The sequence below is a fragment of the Azotobacter vinelandii CA genome (assembly GCF_000380335.1).
Lineage (GTDB): Bacteria > Pseudomonadota > Gammaproteobacteria > Pseudomonadales > Pseudomonadaceae > Azotobacter > Azotobacter vinelandii.
In genome coordinates, this window is sequence record NC_021149.1 from 672,617 (window position 1) to 691,578 (window position 18,962).

Consider the following 18,962-nt stretch of genomic DNA (forward strand, 5'->3'; position numbering starts at 1 on the left):
GGCGAACGAAGAAAGGTGCCGGGCCTCCCCGTGCGCCGGCGCGGCACGGAGGAGGGCCGGACAAGGATAACGCGCCGTTCAGCGCAGCAGCAGCAGGGGCGTCAGCGAGGTGTGCAGCAGATGGCTGGTGGTGCTGCCGAGCAGGAAGCGGCGCAGCCGCGAATGGCCGTAGGCGCCCATCGCCAGCAGGTCGATGGTGCGCTCCTGCTGGTAGGCGTGCAGCACCGGTTCGACCCCGCCCTCGCGGATCGCCGGGATCACCAGGAAGCCGGCGATTTCCAGCAGCGCCTGGGCGTCGTGCAGGGCGGCGCGGGTCAGGGCGTTGTCCTCGCCGACCATCAGCAGATGCAGCGGCAGGCCCTTGACCAGCGAGCTTCCGGCCAGCAGGCGCACCGCCTGCTGAGCGGTCGGGCTGGCGTCGTAGGCGAGCAGCAGGCTGCCCGGCGCCTTGAAGTCGTCCGGCACGATCAGGATCGGCCGGGCCAGGGTCTGGGTCACGCTTTCCAACTGGCTGCCGATCGGCTGGCCAGTGTGCTGGCGGCTGTCCTCGCCCTGGCGGCCGATCACCAGCAGATGGATGTCGTCGACCATCTCGGTGAGGGTTTCGAGCAGGCTGCCATGGCGCTGGCAGAGTTCCGGCGTTTCCAGGCCGGCGGCGACGGCCCGCTCGCGGGCCGCCTCCAGCACCGCCTGGCCATACTCCAGCGCCACCGTGGCGCGCCGCTCGTCGAGCCGGGCCAATTCGTCGAGCAGATGTTCGCGGCTGCCCAGGCCGGTGGCGCCGCCGAGGTCGCCCGGTCCCGGATAGCGCCCGCGGTCCAGTACGTGCAGGAAGGTCAACGGCAGGCCGAGGCGCCGGCAGGCCCAGATGGCGCCGTCGCAGACCGCCGCGGTGGACGGAGAGCCGTCGATACAGGCCAGTATCCGTGTCATGGGGTCGCTCCTTTTTTCTTCTGTATTCCCCGAGTGTGCCCTCGGGCATCCGGTTTGTCGTGCAGGGCGGCTCGGCGGTGGCGCCGGCCTGCCGGGTCGCGGCTTGAGAACGGGCGCGGAACGGATCGGTGCCGGCGCCGGTTCGGCGCCGCGGAGGCATCCTCGAATCCGCTCGACGGATCGAAAGGATACCTGCCCGGCCGGCCTTTGGGGGGCGGGTCTGGTCATCATTCTGGCCGATCCGCCCCGCGGGACAGGCAGGCGGGGAGCGGTGCGGCGGATTTCCGGCCGGGTGGTGCGCGGCCCCCGGCAGGTGTGATGGGCATCGCTATCCGGGGCCTCTCCTTGGATTTGTTATTAGCAAATGAGGTTTGTTATCATTTGCGAATTGATAGCGATGGCCCCGTGGCCATGGCTGCGACGAGGCTCATGAGCCTTCCCTGCGGGCGGTTCATGAATTCGTAAGCTCTTCTTGGTATTAGCTTTTAGTAAAAAATTTGTGGCAGCGCGTCGCGCGCCGCTCCTGTAACGTGACCGGGAGCAAGGCAATACTGCTGAATCTTTAGTAGGGCCGCCGGCGAAACCATGCCGCCGGGGTGCAGACTCGGGTCACGACCCCGTTCCGTTGTGAGCGCACTCAACCATGATCGCAACTGCCAAGGGGCTGCTGGGACGGCTGCCGACAATACGTCCAAGGATCTGGATCTCTCTTTTGCTGGGCCTGTTGCTGGTGCAGCAGGTACACGACAGGCATCTCGACGAGCGCCTGTATTTCTGGGCCAAGAGCCTCTGGCTCGGGGCCTGCGCCAAAGGCCTCGACTTCTGCCTGCCGGACTACGAGGTGCGCCTCGAGGCGTTGCCGGTCGTCGGCGTGCGCAACAACCTTTCCGGGCTGACCTATGACAGCACGCGCAAGCACCTGTGGGCGGTGATCAACAATCCCGAAGAACTGATCGCCCTGAGCACCGGGGGCGAGGTACTGGCGCGCTATCCGCTGCACGGTTTCAAGGATGTCGAGGGCGTGGCCTACCTGGGCGGAGATCTGCTGCTGCTCACCGAGGAGCGCGACCAGGCGCTGGTCGCCGTGCCGGTGCCGGGCGCTCCCGGCGCCCTGAAGCGCCGGGACTACCGGTCGCTGACCCTGGGCTTCGACAACCCCGACGGCGACAACCGTGGCTTCGAAGGCGTCGCCTACGACCGCGGCGGCGATCGACTGTTCGTGGTCACCGAGCACTCGCCGCTCAAGCTCTACGAAATCCGTGGCTTCAAGGCCAGTCTGGCCGGCGACTTCAACCTCCGGGTGCTCGACCGTTCCGACTGGCTGAACGATGGCTTCTTCGGGACCGGGGGCACCGCCCTGGCTTCGCTGGAGTACGACGAGGACAGCGATCACCTGATCCTGCTCAGCGACGAGTCGCGGCTGCTGGCCGAAGTGGACGGGCAGGGCGATACGGTCAGCCTGCGCTCCCTGTGGCGCAATTCCGCCGGGCTCAAGGAGAACGTCCCGCAGGGCGAAGGCCTGGCCCTGGACGAAAAAGGCCGGCTCTACATGATCAGCGAGCCGAACCTGTTCTATGTCTTCGAGCGCGAGGATTGATCCAGCCGGTGCCGACGCGCCGGTCAGGCGTGCGAACTTCGCTTGCCGAGAGCCGGATTCCCAGCGGCGGAGCACCGCAGGTCCCTGGCTGGACTTGCCGTGAACCTCTTGACTAGACTCGCCGCGAGCGCCTCTACGAAGGCGGAGAGGCGCCGCCCCAAATTCCACGGAGAGTAGGAAAAATGAACAGGTATGGCGCGGAGTTTCTCGGAACCTTCTGGTTGGTGCTCGGCGGCTGCGGTAGCGCTGTCCTCGCGGCGGCCTTTCCAGAGGTCGGCATCGGTCTGCACGGCGTTTCGCTGGCGTTCGGCCTGACGGTATTGACCATGGCTTTCGCCATCGGCCATATCTCCGGCTGCCACCTGAACCCGGCGGTATCCATCGGCCTGTGGGCCGGCGGGCGTTTCCCGGCGAAGGATCTGCTGCCCTATATCGTCGCCCAGGTGCTCGGCGGGATCGCCGCGGGCGCGGTCCTCTACGTAATCGCCAGCGGCACCGCCGGTTTCGACGTCACCAAGGGATTCGCCTCCAATGGCTACGGCGCCCATTCGCCGGGCGGCTATTCGCTGCTGTCGGCCCTGGTGACCGAGGTGGTGATGACCCTGTTCTTCCTGCTGATCATCCTCGGCGCCACCGACAAGCGCGCCCCCGCCGGTTTCGCCCCGATCGCCATCGGGCTGGCCCTGACGCTGATCCACCTGATCAGCATCCCGGTGACCAACACCTCGGTGAATCCGGCGCGCAGTACCGGCGTCGCGGTGTTCGCCGGCGGCTGGGCCATCGCCCAGCTCTGGCTGTTCTGGATCGCGCCCATCGTCGGGGCGCTGCTCGGCGCCGCCGCCTACCGGCTGATCGCCGAGCAGCCCGGCCTCGCCAGCCAGCCGGCGCGCGGTTGAGCGCGGCGCCGGAGCGGCGCCTTCGTGGCCGGGGGCTTTGCGCGCCCCCGGCTTCCCCCTTCGTCATCCTTCGCCTGCCTGCCTTCGCGCTCCAGCGAGACGGGCCATCTATGCTGTTCGAAAGGCCTTAATTCCGCAGGAGAGCGAGATGAACAAGAGCGGCCTGAAATTGCGTGGCGTCAATCTGGGCAGTTGGCTGGTGTTGGAGAAGTGGATGGTGCCGAGCCTGTTCGAGGGCCTGGCGGCCACCGACGAAACCACCTGGTGCGCCGAACTGGGCGAGCGGGCCGGCGAGCGCTTGCGCGCCCACTGGAATCGCTGGATCACCCGCGACGATTTCGCTTGGCTGGCCGAGCGCGGCCTGAACGCCGTGCGCATCCCGGTCGGCCACTGGATCTTCGGCCCCGATTATCCCTACCACCCGAGCTACGGCGAGGCCCGCCATCCCTTCGTCGAAGGCGGCATCGCGGTGCTCGACCGCGCCATGCAATGGGCCGAAGAGCACGGATTGCGCGTGGTGCTCGACCTGCACGCCGCGTCGGGTTGCCAGAACGGCTTCGACAACGGCGGAATCAAGGATGTCTGCGAATGGCACACCCGCCCCGAGTACCGCGAGCATTCGTTGTCGGTGCTGGAACGCCTGGCCGAGCGCTATCGCGAGCACCCGGCGCTGCACGCCATCGAGGTACTCAACGAGCCGCGCTGGGACGTGCCCACCGACTATCTCAAGGCCTACAACCTGGACGCCTACGCGCGCATCCGCCGGTACTGCCCGCCCGAGCGGGTGGCGGTGGTGCTCCACGACGGCTTCCGCGACTTCCGCGAATACCTGGGCTTCATGCAGGAGCCGGAATACCGCAACGTGATCTTCGACATCCACCGCTACCAGTGCTTCGAGCGCGGCGACATCGACATGGACATCTACGGCCACATGAACAAGGCCGCGGGCATCTGGAAGGCCGAGGCCGACGGCATCATCACCGAGCTGGGGCTGCCGACCATCTGCGGCGAATGGAGCCTGGGACTGGACCTCAAGGTGGTATCGCTGTGGGCCGATGGACCGTTCAACCACGCCCTGGAGCACATGGACGCCTTCCAGGAGAACGTCGCCTACCGCGGCTACGCCGCCGCCCAGTTGGCGACCTTCGAGAAGTACCAGGGCTGGTTCTTCTGGAACTACAAGACCGAGACCACCCCGGCCTGGTGCTTCCGCGACTGCGTCGAACGCGGCTGGCTGCCCTCATCCTTTGCGTAGCGCGCACAGCTCGCTGGCGCAGGAGAGAAAGCGCGGTTCGGCCTGGCGGTTGAGAATCAGCTTCCGCGTGTGGTGGGGCTCCAGCCCCGGGTGGAAGCTGATGGTCAGCAGGGTCGAGTCGGGCAGCTCGCGACAGAGCATCTCCAGCATGTAGTCCTCGCCCTTGGGATCGAAGGCGTCGGTGGCCTCTTCGAGGAACACCCAGGGCGGCTGGTGCAGGATAAGCCGGGCGATGCCCAGGCACTGCTGGGCCCGCAGCGGCAGCACCCGGCTCCAGCTGTCGATCTCCGCGAGGCGCGGGGCCAGCCAGGTCACCCCGGCGCATTCGAGCGCGTGGTGCAGTTCCGCCCGGCTGAAATGGCCGGGTTCGCGCGGGTAGCTGAGCACCGCTTCCAGGCTGCCGTCGGGCAGGAAGGGGTGCTGCGAGAGGAACACCACGCCGGCGTCGTCGGGCAGCAGGATCTTGCCGTTGCCCCAGGGCCAGAGGCCGGCCACCGCCTTGAACAGGCCGATGGTCACCGCCGGGTCGCCGGCGATCAGCACCCGTTCGCCGCGGTGGATGGTGGCGTCGAGACGTTCGACCAGGATCTCGCCGTCCGGATTGGCCAGGCACAGGTCGCGGAACACCAGTTCGTTGGCCCGCCCGTGGCCCAGCTCGATGCGGTGCTCCACCGGCAGTCGCTCGCGTTCCTCCAGTTGCAGCATGTCGTTGTAGAGGCTGGCCACCCGGTCCGCCGAAGCCTTGCACTTGGCCAGTTCGCCGAGGTTGTCGATCGGCCAGGACAGCGCCGAGGTCAGGCGCTGGAAGGCCTGCGCCGCCTGCATCAGCACGCCGAGGCTCATGGTGCCGGCGATGTACTGCGGCGCCGCGACGAGGATCGGGAACACCGGCAACAACGCCCCGTAGCCGGCGGAAAAGGACACGATGCCGAGGTAGCCGACGGTCTGCCGGTTCCAGCCCTGGCCGACGTCGGCGAACAGCCGGCCGGCGTAGGCGCGCTCGATGCCCTCGCCGTGCATCAGGGCGATCGACTCGGAGTTCTCCCGGGCCCGCGCCAGGCCGAAGCGCAGGTTCGCCTCGACCGTCTGCAGGCGGTTGGTGGACTGGGTCAGCGGGCGGCCGAGCAACAGGCCCAGCAGACTGCCGCCGCTGGCGTAGAGGAAGGCCAGCAGTACCAGGAAGCCGGGGATGACGATGTCGGTGCCGGGCAGCGCCAGGCTGCCGGAAAGCTTGAACAGGATATCGACGAAGGTGCCGAGGATCAGCAGGGAGAAAACCAGCGAATGGGCGAGGGTGATCGCGTTCTCGGTGGCGATGCGGATGTCCTCGGCGATGCGCCCGTCGGGGTTGTCGTGTTCGCCGCTGGTGAACTGCAGCTTGTAGTGGTGGGCATGCGTCAGCCACTGGTCGAGCAGCTTCAGGGTCAGCCATTGCCGCCAGTCGAGCTGCAAGCGGCGCTTGACGTGCAGGTGCAGTGCGGTGACCAGCATGGTCAGGGCGAAGATCAGCGCGAAGGTGGCGATCTGTAGCAGCAGGGTATCGAGCGAGCGTGCCTCCAGGGCGTCGAACAGCTCGCGGTGCCAGTAGCTGGTCCAGATCGCCAGGCCGACCTGGGCGAGGGTCAGCAACAGGAGCAGGCCGACGGTGCCGCGCACCAGCCACTTGCGCTCGCTGTTCCAGTAGGGTTTCACCAGGTGGACGAACTGCCATCTCAGCGGCAGGGCGCGCGGGTTGCTCTGGCTCATCGGCATTCGATCCCCGCCCGGTCCGGCCGGGTTCCCGCGCGGCTTGGTCGGCGCCGTGGCGTGCATGCGGGGTGCGTCCCCTGTGCCGGCCGCCGGGCGCCCGCCGGCAAGACCATTTGCCGTTCGCAGAACGACATCCCTTTCACCTCCGCTGCCAGTTGGAGGCGTACGACCCTCGCCGCAGGCACTACGACATGCCTCGCGGACTGCCGGCGGCCAGCGTCGTCGCCTCTGCCGTCCGTTGCCCCTGCCTCGGAAGAACCGTTCCGGCACGGGCGGACGCCATCCTGCCATGGCCGGCAGGCTCCAGCCAGACGGCCGATAGACATAGCGTAGCTCGTGGCCGGCCAGCCAGTCGGGCAGGGTGCTGCCGGCTGTCGTGGAGGCGGACGATGCGCCGTCTGCAAAGGTGCCCGGCGACCGATCGGGATGTGGTGCAGTCGAAAAGGGAGTGTCGTCGCAACCATCGGTTCTGCCACTGGTTTGGCATCGCACGGGAGGAGGAGACAACGCATGCACAGGATTCCCCGGGACAAAGGGCTGGACAGCACACTGGCCCTGTTGCACGACCCCTATCGGTTCATCGCCAGGCGGTGTCGTCTCCATGGCTCGAATCTCTTCGAGACTCGCCTTCTGCTGCGAAAGACCCTCTGCATGAGTGGCGCCGAAGCGGCCCGCCTGTTCTACGACCCCGAACGCTTCGTGCGCCATGGCGCCATGCCGCCCAGGCTGCAGAAAACCCTGTTCGGCGTGGGCGGGGTGCAAGGGCTGGACGGCGAGGCGCACCGGCACCGCAAGCACATGTTCGTCGCACTGCTCATGGATGCCGAGCGGGTCGCCCAACTGGTCGAGGCGGTCCGCGGCGAATGGCGGACCTGCGCGCGACGCTGGGAGAGAATGGAAAAGGTGGTGCTTTACGATGCGCCTGGGCCGGGATTCCGCTGGCCGAGGAGGAGGCCGGACCGCGTGCTCGCGAGATCGCTCTCCTGTTCGACTACGCCGGATCGGTGGGGCCGAAGCACTGGCGTTCGCGTCTGGCGCGCAGGCGGAGCGAGGCCTGGATGGGTGCGCTGGTCGAGTCGATCCGGGCCAGCCGGCGGCAGCCTCCCGCCGAGACGGCCGCCCAGGTGATTTCCTGGCATCGCGGGCTCGATGGCAACCTGCTGGAAGCGCGATGTGGCCGCCGTCGAATTGCTGAACGTCATCCGGCCGGTCGTGGCGATCGCCGTCTATCTCACCTTCGTCGCCCATGCATTGCACCGCTATCCGCACTGCCGGCATGGCCTCCGCTCCGGAGATGCCGAATACCGGGAGTGGTTCGTGCAGGAGGTGCGCCGCTTCTATCCCTTCTTCCCGGCCGTGGTCGCGCGCGTGCGGCAGGACTTCGAGTGGAGGGGCTACGCCTTTCCCGCGGGTAGGCGGGTGATGCTGGACCTGTACGGTACCGATCATGACGTCCGGCTCTGGCAGGCGCCGGAGACGTTCCGCCCGGAGCGCTTCGGTTCCCGCGAGTACGGTCCCTGCGATTTCATTCCCCAGGGCGGAGGCGAGCATGAGAGCGGCCATCGCTGTCCGGGCGAGCGGATCGTGATGAAGCTGGGCGCGGACGTGCTCGCGCGCGAGCTTTCCTACGCGGTGCCGATGCAGAACCTCGAGATCGACTTCTCGCGACTCCCGGCATTGCCGAGAAGCCGATTCGTCATGAGCGATATCCATGGGGCTCCCTGAGACGGCGTCCTGTCCGGTTCGCCGCCATGGACTGGGCCACCCATACGCTATAACTTCCCGTCGGCACCGCAGCGCGCATCGTCCGCGGCGCCGGATCGAAATCCGTCGCGCCTTCCCGGCGCTTCGACCTCCACTGCCGGAAAGCAATCTTCATGTTCGGTTATCTACGCTTGTCAGTCATCGGCCTGTGTGCCTGTTTCGCCGTGCCGGCCCAGGCCGCTACTTCTTCTTCAGCGCAAGGCCGGCAGGAGCATATCCATCAGCAAGGGCACAGGGTGATGCCTTTTTCCCTTGAGCGTACCCTGCATATCTTCCGCATGACCGAAACCGGCGGCAGCATGCAGGTCGTCATTCGCAAGCCGGGCGCGGAAGACCAGTTGCAGAGCATCCAGCGGCATCTCCTGCATATGCGGGCGCGTTTCTCCAGCGGCGACTTCTCCACTCCGGCCAGCCTGCACGGCGCGGACATGCCGGGGCTCAAGGAGCTGGAGGCCGGCGCCTCGCGCATGAAGGTTTCCTACCTGCCCCTGCCCAATGGTGGCGAAATCCGCTTCGAGGCCGGCGACATCGGCATGATCACCGCCATCCACCGCTGGTTCGGCGCCCAACTGTCCGAGCACGGGGCGGATGCGATGGCGCAGTGAGACCGAGTGGGGATCGACTGGCAAGGCTTGGTGGCTCCACGCCTGACGGCATGGACTGCCGATAGCGATGCATCCGCCGCATCCGTTCGCGGTGCGCCGCCGGCACGCCGATTCAATCCGAGGAGAGAGCATGTCAGACCTGAACGATCCCCGAGTGCTGTTCGCCGCCGAGCGGACCCTGCTGGCCTGGAACAGGACCGGCCTGGCGCTGATCGCCTTCGGCTTCGTGGTGGAGCGTTCCGGCCTGTTGGTCCGGGCGCTCGCCCCCGACAGTCCGGCCGCGAAGGATTCGGTCGCCACCTTCTGGCTGGGGCTGGCCTTCATCGCGTTGGGTGCCTTTGTCGCCGTCTATTCGTGCCGGTAGTACCTGGTGGTGCTGAGAACCCTGACGCCTGTCGAATATCCGCCGGGTTACGACGCCCGCTGGGGGATCGCCGTGAACCTGATCGTCGCGCTGCTCGGCAGCGGCCTGGCGCTGGTTCTGTACTGGCGTTGAATTGCGCGTGATGGCGCCGGGCGCCTGTGCTGAGAAAGGAGAATGGAGATGGCGAGGCATGCGGCGATCGTTCGAAGACTGTACGCGGCCGGTTTCGTGCTCGCGCTCTGCGCGGGCGCTGTCGCCGGCGGGGAGCCGGGCGGCGGCGGGATCGTCGATGCGGCCGCCCCGCCGGCGGACATGACGTTCGACGAACTGCATCGCCAGATCAAGGCGCTGATCCCGCCGGCGCAAGCCATCGACGAGGGGACTGCCGCCTTCAACGAGGCCCTGGCGCAGACCGGGGGCCCCGTCCTTCAGGAACTGATCGTCCATTCCCGCGACGAGGCGCTGCGCAATGGCGTGGAGCCCATGCCGCCGGACGTCCGCCGCCAGCTTGCAGGCTTTCTGCCGGAGCGGGTGCTGGACGCGGTGCGTTACCGGGTGCAGGGCGGCGACGACTTCAGCCTGCAGTGGAACCTGATCCGCTATGGCGAGGCTCGCGCCATCGCTCTCGATCACGTCGTGGTGTTCAGGGACGCCGGCGACGCGCTCTACAACCCCACGCTCTGGGCGCACGAGCTGACCCATGTCGAGCAGTACCGGCGCTGGGGCATCCCGGAGTTCGCTATCCGCTACCTGCGCGACTACGAGGCCGTGGAGCATGAAGCCTATGAGGCCGAGACGCGCTATGTGGCCTGGGCGAAGCTGCGCGACGGGCAACGGCTGGCGGCCACCGGCGATTCGGGAGCGGGCCGCCTGCCCGCGCCTTTCCCCGCGGCCGGCAGCTCCAGCACCTGCGGCACGGCCGCGGCTACCTGCCGGGTCGAGGGTGCCGGCCCCGTCGGCACGCCCTGCTGGTGCAACCTGCCAGCAGGCGCGGCTGCGGGCTCGCTGGTCCCCGACCCGCCCGCCGCGCCACCAGCCAACGCCTGCCGCAGCACAGGCGGTATCTGCCCCCTGGACGGTGAAATCGCAGCGGGTTCGCCTTGCACCTGCGTCACCCCCGAAGGCAGCTTTCCCGGCACCGCCGAGCCGCGGAATCTGGGTGACCGCTGTGTGACCCACAGTGGCGCCTGTACGCTGTCCAGGCCCCTGCTCTCCGGGGAGGCCTGCCATTGTCCGGGGTCGGCGGGAGCGGTGAAGGGACAGGTGCCCTGATGATGAAATGATATTTCTCCCAGCTCCGCCTTGCGGAAGGAGGGCGGCCCTGCCGGGACTCCGGCCGGTTGAGGGCAAAGGGTTGCGGCGTCGAGGGAAAAAGAGAAGAAGTTGGAAGCGAATGGGTCGAGGTATGCGAATGTTCGGTCGATCCTTTCGAGTGGGGTCGAACGATCGCCTCGATTCGCCCGGTGAGCGGGCAATGCTGGGCATGGCGTTGGCATCTGTGGAGCACGGCCGGTCACTTTCGAGTGCGGTGGCCTGTTGGTATCCAGAAGCCGATAGGTTGAAAAAGGTAGGGGCTGAGGTTTCGAACCTTTGGAAGTGTCGGTGGCAATTGAATTGTAGTGATATGAAGTGAGCTCGCACGTCTCGAACTCGGTTACCGACTCGGCGCTATGGCGACCTGCAGCCCTAAACAGGCTTGTCTTTCCCGTGTCTCTCCCGTGTGCAGCCCGGAGGGCTAAAAGTTGAGTCTTTTCTGGGCCTTCGGGAGTTCGCTGATTTCAAAACGCTGCAGGTTTCTGCTGAATTCGGTTTCGGAACTCTTGATGTGTTTGGCATCGAGGCAAGTTCTCGTTGCGTGCAGTTCCTTCCTCAAGGTATCGACCTGCCTGCTGAACTCATTCTTCACCTCCAGGATCAGGTTGTTGAAGTATAGGGTCAATATCAGAATCAAAGTACAAGCAATCCATCCTGAAGCCATTTGTCACCTTGCACGCTTTTGTAATCGATACGGTCGATGGAATGGTTTTGGTGAAAATATCGTTCATGCCCGTTTTCCCCTGTCGAATGCCAAGTACTTGGTTTTGATCTGTTTTTATTGATCTTTCAGAAATATATGTTGTGCCGATGAGCGAAGACTCTCCGCCCCGCCTTTGCGGAGGACCCCGAGTGTTCCGACGCATGAAAGTCGTAATGGCGCATTCATATAAGGACCCGGCAATGTCAGGTTGTCTTGGTATCGAGGGGCGGTAACCATCGTGGGTTGGGGATAAGTTAGCTCCTTGGTGTGATGTCATATTGATTTCATTTCGACACTGAATGGCCATGGATGGCTATTCAGTGTCGCTATAATATCGCGGCGTCATAAAAGTGCCACCTATCCGTGGCTTTTCCAAGTCCCCATGTGAAGTGCCATTATTTTGGCTTGCTTTGCTCGCCGAAAGGCTTGCACGAAGCTATCAGGGGATTTTCCGAGAGCGATCTGGTGGGATTTGACGGAAAGCGCCATCTGCGAAGAGTCCGATATGCAAGATGCAAGCGAGCAATTCGCGGTAAGTGCCGCATGGGCTCGCCTTTCATCCGGCAAGGTCGATAATCATGGCATATGGCTATCATTGCGGGCTTCGCCGCATCGCCTGATGTCGCCTGCTTGAGTGGGGCTGGCGTGCTCTTGGGTATGTCCGTGTTTGTCAATAGTGGCAAATGAAAGCTTTTTGCTTTTTCTTATAGCCGTTTGTCGGTATTTCCGAGATTTTGGAATATCGCAATGAATTTTAAGTACAATGCGGCGAGGTTCGTGTTACCGATCGCCTAAGAAACGTAGTGCCGAAAATATTCCTTTGTCGTTGTTTTGGGGGAAGCCATGTCTTCACCAGGACCAGACAGGATGAAACGAGGCCACCCGCGGGTGGACCTCGCGCTGCAGGGAGGCGGTGCCCACGGAGCTTTTACCTGGGGCGTGCTCGACCGGTTGCTCGAAGAGCCGGAGCTTCAACTGGATGGCATCTCGGGAACCTCGGCCGGGGCCATGAATGCGGCCGTCCTGGTGGACGGCTATGCCAAGGGCGGGCCGGAGAGTGCCCGCCGCGCGCTGGAGACATTCTGGCGCCGGGTCTCGAAGGCCGCGCGCTTCAGTCCGTTCCGGCGCAGCCCGCTCGATGTGTTGCTGGGGCGCTGGACCCTGGACTACTCGCCCATGTTCCTGACCATGGACATGGTCGCGCGGGTGTTCTCTCCCTACGACCTGAACCCGGGCGGGAGCAATCCGCTGCGCGCCATCCTCGAGGAGTCCATCGACTTCGCGCATCTGGCCGACAGTCCGATCAAGCTGTTCGTCACCGCGACCAACGTGCGCACCGGACGCGGGCGGGTGTTCCGCAACGGCGACCTGACGCTCGATGCGTTGCTGGCCTCGGCCTGTCTGCCGAACCTGTTCCAGGCCATCGAGATCGACGGTGACGCCTATTGGGACGGGGGCTACGCCGGCAATCCCACGATCACGCCGCTGGTGCGCGAGTGCGAGTCGAGCGACACCATCCTGGTGCAGATCAATCCCATCGAGCGTCCGGGTACGCCGCGCTCGGCGCGCAACATCCTCAGCCGTCTCAACGAGGTTTCCTTCAACTCCGTGCTGTTGAAGGAACTGAAGATGATCGCGCTGCTGCGTCAGATGGTCTGTCTCGGCGACAACGAAAGCGCCCGCTGGGCCTCGATGCGGATTCACCGGATCTCCAGCGATGTGCTGCTGGAGCTGGGCTACTCCTCGAAGCTGAACGGGGAGTGGGCGTTCCTGACGATGCTGCGTGACCAGGGCCGCAAGGCCGCCGAGGGTTTCCTCGAGGCGCATCGCAAGGACCTGGGCCGGCGTTCGACGCTGGATCTGGATGTCCTGCTGGAAGGGGTGTGACGCCGCCGGCCGTCGTGCCGGCCGGCGTTTCAATGCGGCGGATATTGCGACAGCACCCGGGATACGGTCTCGCGGATCATCCGGGTGCGCTCGGCCGGATCGTAGGGTCCCTCGCGCAGGATCTGCTGGGCGCTGCCGCGCCAGACCAGCTTGCCGTCGCGGCTATCGTAGAAGTCGATCTGCAGGGTGCCGACCTGGTAGTCGTAGGTGCGCGTTTCGCCGAAGCCGGGGCCGCCCCAGTAGCCATACCAGGGATTGCCCCAGTAGCCGCCGGGGTAGGAGGTGATCTGGCTCTGGCGCTGGTCGACGACCAGCCAGACCTGCACCCGGATGTCGCCCCGGTTACCGGACGGGGCCTGGCGCAGGCCGCGCTGGTCGAGCTGCTCGGCCACGGCGGCACGTACGCGCTGCTCCGTCAGGTCGCTTCTGAGGCGCGGGTCGGAGGGGCGGAACTGCAGCGCCGGTTCCTGCCAGCTCCAGGTGCGGTAGGCGCCGAAATCGCGGCTGGGGTCGAAGTCGCGCTCGAGCTGGACGCTCTGGCAGGCTGCGAGCAGCAGTAGAAGAGGCAGCAGCATACGGATTCGCATGGTGGTTTCTCCGGTGGCGGTGCATGCGGCGGATGGACCGTCGCGGACGTTGTTCCCTTCGCTTCGGCCGGTTTTCCCCCGAGAGGAGGGGAAAGGGCGGTGTCGCTTTCCAATCTAAAGTTTGTGCGTAACCAATCCATAACCGATCGGTGAGCGAGGATTTTCGAGCCTGCGGCGCTCGTGCGACTTGTCGATGGTCAAACATTCTTGAAGGTCGATGGCGGGCTCCATTCGGGGCTACGGCGGAAAGCCTTGCAGGGCGAGCCGGGCCGCCTGCTGCAGAGCCCTGGCGCGGCCGCTCCGCTCGGCGTCGACGCGGGCCTCGCCGCTGCCGTGCCAGAGCCGCCGACCATCCGTGCCGGCGGTGAACGCGATGCGCACCACCAGCACCTGTTCCTCGTAGCGGTAGACGAGGGGAGCCCGGCCCCATACCCCGAAACGATCCCAGTGATGGCCGTAGCCGTAGTAGCCGCCAAAGCGATCGTAGTAATCCCTGTAGATGCGGATACGCCGCTTCAGGGTCAACTGCGCACTGACCCGCAGATCCGCCTCGGCGCCCGGACGGACCGGACGCAGGCCGCGCTGGTCCAGCTCGGCGGAGAGGATTTCCTGCACCTGGGCGGCATCCAGGCCGGCGTCGCCGTCCGGCGGGCGGCCGTGCAGCCAGGCCCAGTCGCGGTAGGCGGCGTAGTCCCTGGGCGGGGCCGGATAGACGCCCGGCTCGAAGGGCGTGGCGGCCGTGGGGGGCGCCGGAGGCAGGGGCAGGGATTCGGCGCGGTAGGGATTGGGGCCCTGGCAGGCGCCGAGCGCGAGACAGAGCGACAGTGCGGCCAGGCGATGCATGCGGGTGGCCCTCACCCCGGTGGGGAGCGGGGAAATGCTCGGGCTTCGCTCCTGGAACGGCGATACCCTCGTTACAAGCTTAGCAAGTCGGATGTGGCCGGCAGAGCCAATGCAGGTAGCGGCCGAGACCGGCGAAGGCCGGGTGACGGCGGTAGGCCAGTTCCATTTCCAGAAGGTCGGGCAGTTCCGCCCGGGCCTGGAATTCCACCGGCATGTAGTCGTGGAAGACCCGCACGCCGCTTTCGCCGTCGATCCGCCAGGCGCTCTGCATCGCGGCCTTCAGCTCGCGCGGGTCGAGCGGGCGCTGCGGGGTCAGGCTGCGGCCTTCGCCGGCGAACTGTTCCTTGCGCAGCTTGCGGAAGTGGCCCTTGAGCAGGTTGCGGTAGATCAGCGCGTCCTTATTGTAGAAGGCCAGCGACAGCCAGCCGCCGGGTGCGCTGAACTGGTGCAGCACGGGGAGGATGCGCAGCGGCTCGGCCAGCCATTCCAGCACGGCGTGGCAGAGCACCAGATCGAAGGGGGCATCGAGCCGGCCGGGCAGTTCCTGCCAGGGTGCCTGGACGAAAGTGGCCCGCTGGCCGGCGGCGGCGAAGCGTTCGCGGGCGGCACCGAGCATCGGCGCAGCCGGCTCGGCGAGGGTCACGAGGTGGCCGCGCTTGGCCAGCCAGAGCGCCATGTGGCCGAGTCCGGCACCGACGTCGAGCACCCGCAGCGGGCGTTCGGGCAAGACTTCGGCCAGGTCGGCCTGGAGCACGGCGAGGCGGATCGCGCCCTTGGCGCCGCCGTAGATCTTCTCGGCGAAACGCAGGGCCAGGTCGTCGAAGTGGCGGTCGCTCATCGGGCGAAGCGCCGTTCGCTGTCGGCCAGCTTGGCGCGCACCACCTCGTCCAGATCCAGGCCGAGTTCGGCGCAGAGCAAGAGGAGGTAGAGGACCACGTCGCCGATCTCCTGGCCGGCGTGCGCCAGTTCGTCGGCGGGCAGGGCGCGGGATTCGTCCTCGCTTTTCCACTGGAAGATCTCCACCAACTCAGCCATTTCCACGTTGGCGGCCATCGCCAGGTTCTTCGGGCTGTGGAAGCGTTGCCAATTGTTGGTGTCACGGATGGCGTGCAGGCGGCGGGTGAGTTCGGTGGTGTTCATGGGTGGCTCCGACGGAAAGGCCGATAGCTTCGGCCGTCGGCGGCCAGGCCGCAAGTGCGGCCTGGCTGGGCCGTGCCTGTCAGTATTCCCAGAAGATCCGCTGCAGCTCCTTGCTGTCCTGCGTCCGGGTCAGCGCGACCATGGCGAGGATGCGCGCCTTCTGCGGATTGAGGTCGTGGGCGACCACCCAGTCGTAGCGGTCGTCCGGCTGTTCGGCGTTGCGCAGGACGAAGCCGCCCTGGTCGGCGCGCGAGGAACGGATGATCTGCAGGCCTTCCTCGCGCAGCGCGCGCAGGGCCGGCACCAGCGGCGCGGCGACCGAGCCGTTGCCGGTGCCGGCATGCACGATGGCCTTGGCGCCGGCTCGAGCGAAGGCCCGGTAGGCGGTGTCGTCGAGGTTGCCGTAGGCGTAGGCGATGTCGACCCGCGGCAGGCTGTCGATCCGGCGGATGTCGAATTCGGAGTCCAGCGTGTGGCGCTTGGCCGGCAGGCGGAACCAGTAGCTCTTGCCTTCCACCACCATGCCCAGCGGTCCCCAGGGACTCTTGAAGGCCTCGGTCTTGATGTTCAGCGCCTTGGCGACGTCGCGCCCGGAGTGGATCTCGTCGTTCAGAGTCACCAGCACGCCCTTGCCACGCGCTTGCGGATTGCCGGCCACGGCGACGGCGTTGTACAGGTTGAGCGCGCCGTCGGCGGACAGGGCGGTGCCCGGGCGCATGGAGCCGACCACTACGATGGGCTTGTCGGTACGCTCGACCAGGGTGAGGAAGTAGGCGGTTTCCTCCAGGGTGTCGGTGCCATGGGTGATGACGATGCCGTCGACCTCGGGATTCTCCGCCAGCTCGGCGACACGCCGGCCGAGGGCGAGCAACTGCTCGTTGCCGAAGCTCTCCGAGGCGAGCTGGAACACCTGTTCGCCGCGCGCCTCGGCGAGGTCCGCGAGTTGCGGTACGCCGGCGAGCAGTTGCTCGACCGGGACCTTGGCGGCCTGGTAGGTGGCGCTGTCGGCGGCGCTGGCGCCGGCTCCGGCGATGGTGCCGCCGGTGGCGAGTATGGTCACCCGCGGCCGTGGCGGCGCGGTTTCGCTTTCCGCGGCATGCGACGCGGGCGACAGCAGCAGGCCCAGGGCGAGCAGGACGGGGGCGAGCACGGGCAGGCAGGGCTTCATGCACGGGCCCTCAATGCGGCAGGATCTTGGCGAGGAACTGCCGGGCTCGCTCGCAGCGCGCCGCGATGTCGCCGAAGAAGGCTTCCGTGGCGCAGTCTTCGACTATGTTGCCGCGGTCCATGAAGATCACCCGGTCGGCGACCTTGCGGGCGAAGCCCATCTCATGGGTCACGCACATCATGGTCATGCCCTCCTGGGCGAGCTGGACCATCACGTCGAGCACTTCGTTGACCATTTCCGGGTCGAGCGCCGAGGTCGGCTCGTCGAACAGCATCACCACCGGGTCCATGGCCAGCGCGCGGGCGATCGCCACGCGCTGCTGCTGGCCGCCGGAGAGCTGGCCGGGGTGCTTGTGGGCGTGGGCTGCGAGGCCGACCCGGTCGAGCAGCGCCAGGCCCTTCTCGGTGGCCTCGGCCTTGCCGCGGCCGAGGACCTTGATCTGTGCCAGGGTCAGGTTCTCGGTGACCGTCAGGTGGGGGAACAGCTCGAAATGCTGGAACACCATGCCGACCCGGGCACGCAGCTTCGGCAGGTCGGTCTTCGGGGCGGCCAGCGAGGTGCCGTCGACCTCGATGTCGCCCTGCTGGAAGGGCTCCAGGGCGTTGACGCACTTGATCAGGGTGGACTTGCCGGAGCCGGACGGTCCGCAGACCACCACCACCTCGCCCTTGCGTACCTCGGTGGTGCAATCGGTCAGGACCTGGAAGTCCCCGTACCACTTGCTGACGTTTCGGATCGAAATCATACGGTTAACCTTTTCTGCAGACGCTTGACCAGTTGCGAGGCGGCGAAGCTGACGACGAAGTACACCAGGCCGGCGAAGATCAGGAATTCGTGGGGCTGGCCGATGATGTCGCCGTGCGAGCGGGCGGCGTTGAGAAAGTCCATCAGGCCGACGCTGTAGACCAGCGAGGTGTCCTGGAAGAGGATGATGCTCTGTTGCAGCAGCAGCGGGGTCATCTTGCGGAAGGCCTGCGGCAGGATGACCAGTCGCATGCTCTGGCCATAGGTCATCCCCAGCGCCTGGGCGGCGCTCATCTGGCCGTGCGGAATCGACTGGATGCCGGCGCGGACGATTTCGCAGTAGAAGGCGGCCTCGAACATCACGAAGGCCACCAGGCAGGAGGCGAAGGCGCCCACCGGGGTGTCCTCGCCGGTGATCCAGCGCAGCACGAAGGGCACCGCGAAATAGAACCAGATGATCACCAGCAGCAGCGGAATGGAGCGGAAGTAGTTGACGTAGGCGGAGGCGATGCCGGCCAGCAGCGGGTTGTGCGAAAGGCGCAGGATCGCCAGCAGGGTGCCCAGCAGCACGCTGCCGAGCACGCCGAGGGCGAGCAGCAGCAGGGTGGTCTGCATGCCCTCCCAGAGCGCCGGGAGCGCGGCGGGGATCGAACTGAAATCCATCACTTGCCTCCCCCGATCAGACCCGGCACCGCGACCTTTTTCTCGATCCAGCGCATGAACAGCATCAGGCTCATGTTCAGGGTGAAGTAGATCAGCGTGGCCAGGGTGAAGGCCTCGAACAGGTTGGTGGTGAATTCCGCTGTCTGGCGGGTCTGCGCGAGCAGTTCCATCAGGCCGATCAGCGAAGCCACCGAGGAGTTCTTGATGATGTTGAGGAACTCCGAGGTCAGCGGCGGGATGATGATGCGAAAGGCCTGTGGCAGCAGCACCTGGCGGTAGATCTGTCCGCTCCGCAGGCCCAGCGCCTGGGCCGCGGCGGTCTGGCCCCTGGGCAGCGCCTGGATGCCGGTGCGTACCTGTTCGCAGACCCGTGCGGCGGTGAACAGGCCGAGGCACACCACCACGCTCAGGTAGGCCGAGGTGGCCGGGCTGAGGTCCTGCTTGAACCACAGCTCCAGCGGCGTGGGCAAGAGGTCCGGCACCAGGAAGTACCAGAGGAACAGTTGCACCAGCAGCGGCACGTTGCGAAACAGCTCCACGTAGGCGCTGGCGATGCCGGACAGCCAGCGGTTTGGCAGGGTGCGCAGCACGCCGAGCAGCGAGCCCAGCAGCAGGGCGATGATCCAGCCGACCAGGGCGACGGCGAGGGTCCAGCCGAAGCCGGCGACGAACCAGTCGAGGTAGATCTCGTCGCCGATCCCGGTGGACCTGAAGAACACGCCCCAGTCCCAGTTGTAATCCATGGGGGAT

At 66.2% G+C, this 18,962-nt stretch carries 21 protein-coding genes; 10 read left to right on the top strand and 11 right to left on the bottom strand.

Going from position 1 to position 18,962, the window contains the following annotated elements; genetic code table 11:
* Positions 1 to 78: 78 nt before the first annotated feature.
* A complete protein-coding gene (locus AVCA_RS03280) occupies positions 79 to 933 on the bottom strand; it encodes a universal stress protein (RefSeq protein ID WP_012699384.1) in 855 nt (284 codons plus the stop codon).
* A gap of 643 nt (positions 934 to 1,576) precedes the next feature.
* Here AVCA_RS03280 and AVCA_RS03285 point away from each other — a divergent pair.
* From AVCA_RS03285 to AVCA_RS03295, 3 genes are all read left to right on the top strand, one after another.
* Positions 1,577 to 2,530 (top strand): SdiA-regulated domain-containing protein, encoded by a 954-nt coding sequence (locus tag AVCA_RS03285; protein WP_012699386.1) that lies wholly within the window; start codon positions 1,577 to 1,579, stop codon positions 2,528 to 2,530.
* 182 nt (positions 2,531 to 2,712) lie between these two features.
* Positions 2,713 to 3,426: an aquaporin Z gene (gene aqpZ, locus AVCA_RS03290; protein ID WP_012699387.1), complete on the top strand. Its 714-nt coding sequence runs from the start codon at positions 2,713 to 2,715 to the stop codon at positions 3,424 to 3,426.
* Between the two features lie 148 nt (positions 3,427 to 3,574).
* Positions 3,575 to 4,681 (top strand): glycoside hydrolase family 5 protein, encoded by a 1,107-nt coding sequence (locus AVCA_RS03295; RefSeq protein WP_012699388.1) that lies wholly within the window; start codon positions 3,575 to 3,577, stop codon positions 4,679 to 4,681.
* On the opposite strand, the gene AVCA_RS03300 is transcribed toward AVCA_RS03295, so the two are convergent.
* Positions 4,667 to 6,427, bottom strand: a complete 1,761-nt coding sequence (locus tag AVCA_RS03300; RefSeq protein ID WP_231876223.1) for an ABC transporter ATP-binding protein/permease — start codon at positions 6,425 to 6,427, stop codon at positions 4,667 to 4,669. The genes AVCA_RS03295 and AVCA_RS03300 overlap by 15 nt on opposite strands.
* 513 nt (positions 6,428 to 6,940) lie before the next feature.
* Between AVCA_RS03300 and AVCA_RS26660 the strand changes: the two genes are divergently transcribed.
* The 6 genes from AVCA_RS26660 to AVCA_RS03320 all read left to right on the top strand — a co-directional run bounded on the left by AVCA_RS26660 (position 6,941) and on the right by AVCA_RS03320 (position 10,435).
* Positions 6,941 to 7,558: a cytochrome P450 family protein gene (locus AVCA_RS26660; protein ID WP_231876224.1), complete on the top strand. Its 618-nt coding sequence runs from the start codon at positions 6,941 to 6,943 to the stop codon at positions 7,556 to 7,558.
* Between the two features lie 45 nt (positions 7,559 to 7,603).
* The gene (locus AVCA_RS26665) at positions 7,604 to 8,155 is read left to right on the top strand and encodes a cytochrome P450 (protein ID WP_231876225.1); all 552 of its coding nucleotides are present in this window, start codon (positions 7,604 to 7,606) and stop codon (positions 8,153 to 8,155) included.
* 278 nt (positions 8,156 to 8,433) lie between these two features.
* Positions 8,434 to 8,799: a hypothetical protein gene (locus AVCA_RS03310; RefSeq protein ID WP_236616338.1), complete on the top strand. Its 366-nt coding sequence runs from the start codon at positions 8,434 to 8,436 to the stop codon at positions 8,797 to 8,799.
* A gap of 130 nt (positions 8,800 to 8,929) precedes the next feature.
* Positions 8,930 to 9,163 carry a YidH family protein gene (locus AVCA_RS26670; RefSeq protein WP_236616339.1) on the top strand — a complete coding sequence of 78 codons (234 nt, stop codon included), beginning with the start codon at positions 8,930 to 8,932 and terminating at the stop codon, positions 9,161 to 9,163.
* A gap of 6 nt (positions 9,164 to 9,169) precedes the next feature.
* On the top strand, positions 9,170 to 9,295 hold the full coding sequence (locus AVCA_RS27000) for a hypothetical protein (protein ID WP_269078191.1): 126 nt from the start codon (positions 9,170 to 9,172) through the stop codon (positions 9,293 to 9,295).
* Between the two features lie 48 nt (positions 9,296 to 9,343).
* The gene (locus tag AVCA_RS03320; RefSeq protein WP_236616340.1) at positions 9,344 to 10,435 is read left to right on the top strand and encodes an eCIS core domain-containing protein; all 1,092 of its coding nucleotides are present in this window, start codon (positions 9,344 to 9,346) and stop codon (positions 10,433 to 10,435) included.
* 623 nt (positions 10,436 to 11,058) lie between these two features.
* On the opposite strand, the gene AVCA_RS26305 is transcribed toward AVCA_RS03320, so the two are convergent.
* Positions 11,059 to 11,208 carry a hypothetical protein gene (locus AVCA_RS26305; RefSeq protein WP_175555898.1) on the bottom strand — a complete coding sequence of 50 codons (150 nt, stop codon included), beginning with the start codon at positions 11,206 to 11,208 and terminating at the stop codon, positions 11,059 to 11,061.
* A gap of 839 nt (positions 11,209 to 12,047) precedes the next feature.
* Between AVCA_RS26305 and AVCA_RS03330 the strand changes: the two genes are divergently transcribed.
* A complete protein-coding gene (locus AVCA_RS03330) occupies positions 12,048 to 13,067 on the top strand; it encodes a patatin-like phospholipase family protein (protein WP_231876227.1) in 1,020 nt (339 codons plus the stop codon).
* 29 nt (positions 13,068 to 13,096) lie between these two features.
* Here AVCA_RS03330 and AVCA_RS03335 read toward each other — a convergent pair whose 3' ends face one another.
* From AVCA_RS03335 to AVCA_RS03370, 8 genes are all read right to left on the bottom strand, one after another.
* Positions 13,097 to 13,642 carry a DUF4136 domain-containing protein gene (locus AVCA_RS03335; RefSeq protein WP_012699395.1) on the bottom strand — a complete coding sequence of 182 codons (546 nt, stop codon included), beginning with the start codon at positions 13,640 to 13,642 and terminating at the stop codon, positions 13,097 to 13,099.
* Positions 13,643 to 13,891: 249 nt separating this feature from the next.
* Positions 13,892 to 14,497: a DUF4136 domain-containing protein gene (locus AVCA_RS03340; RefSeq protein ID WP_012699396.1), complete on the bottom strand. Its 606-nt coding sequence runs from the start codon at positions 14,495 to 14,497 to the stop codon at positions 13,892 to 13,894.
* Between the two features lie 79 nt (positions 14,498 to 14,576).
* On the bottom strand, positions 14,577 to 15,335 hold the full coding sequence (locus AVCA_RS03345) for a methyltransferase domain-containing protein (protein WP_012699397.1): 759 nt from the start codon (positions 15,333 to 15,335) through the stop codon (positions 14,577 to 14,579).
* Complete coding sequence (locus AVCA_RS03350; protein ID WP_012699398.1) at positions 15,332 to 15,637, bottom strand: MazG-like family protein; 306 nt, start codon at positions 15,635 to 15,637, stop codon at positions 15,332 to 15,334. Before AVCA_RS03350 ends, AVCA_RS03345 begins: the two co-directional genes overlap by 4 nt.
* Positions 15,638 to 15,716: 79 nt before the next feature.
* A complete protein-coding gene (locus AVCA_RS03355) occupies positions 15,717 to 16,805 on the bottom strand; it encodes an asparaginase (RefSeq protein WP_012699399.1) in 1,089 nt (362 codons plus the stop codon).
* Positions 16,806 to 16,815: 10 nt separating this feature from the next.
* Positions 16,816 to 17,550, bottom strand: a complete 735-nt coding sequence (locus AVCA_RS03360) for an amino acid ABC transporter ATP-binding protein (protein ID WP_012699400.1) — start codon at positions 17,548 to 17,550, stop codon at positions 16,816 to 16,818.
* Positions 17,547 to 18,215: an amino acid ABC transporter permease gene (locus AVCA_RS03365; RefSeq protein WP_175555896.1), complete on the bottom strand. Its 669-nt coding sequence runs from the start codon at positions 18,213 to 18,215 to the stop codon at positions 17,547 to 17,549. The genes AVCA_RS03360 and AVCA_RS03365 overlap by 4 nt, the downstream gene beginning before the upstream one ends.
* Positions 18,212 to 18,955 (bottom strand): amino acid ABC transporter permease, encoded by a 744-nt coding sequence (locus AVCA_RS03370; RefSeq protein ID WP_012699402.1) that lies wholly within the window; start codon positions 18,953 to 18,955, stop codon positions 18,212 to 18,214. Before AVCA_RS03370 ends, AVCA_RS03365 begins: the two co-directional genes overlap by 4 nt.
* Positions 18,956 to 18,962 lie beyond the last annotated feature (7 nt).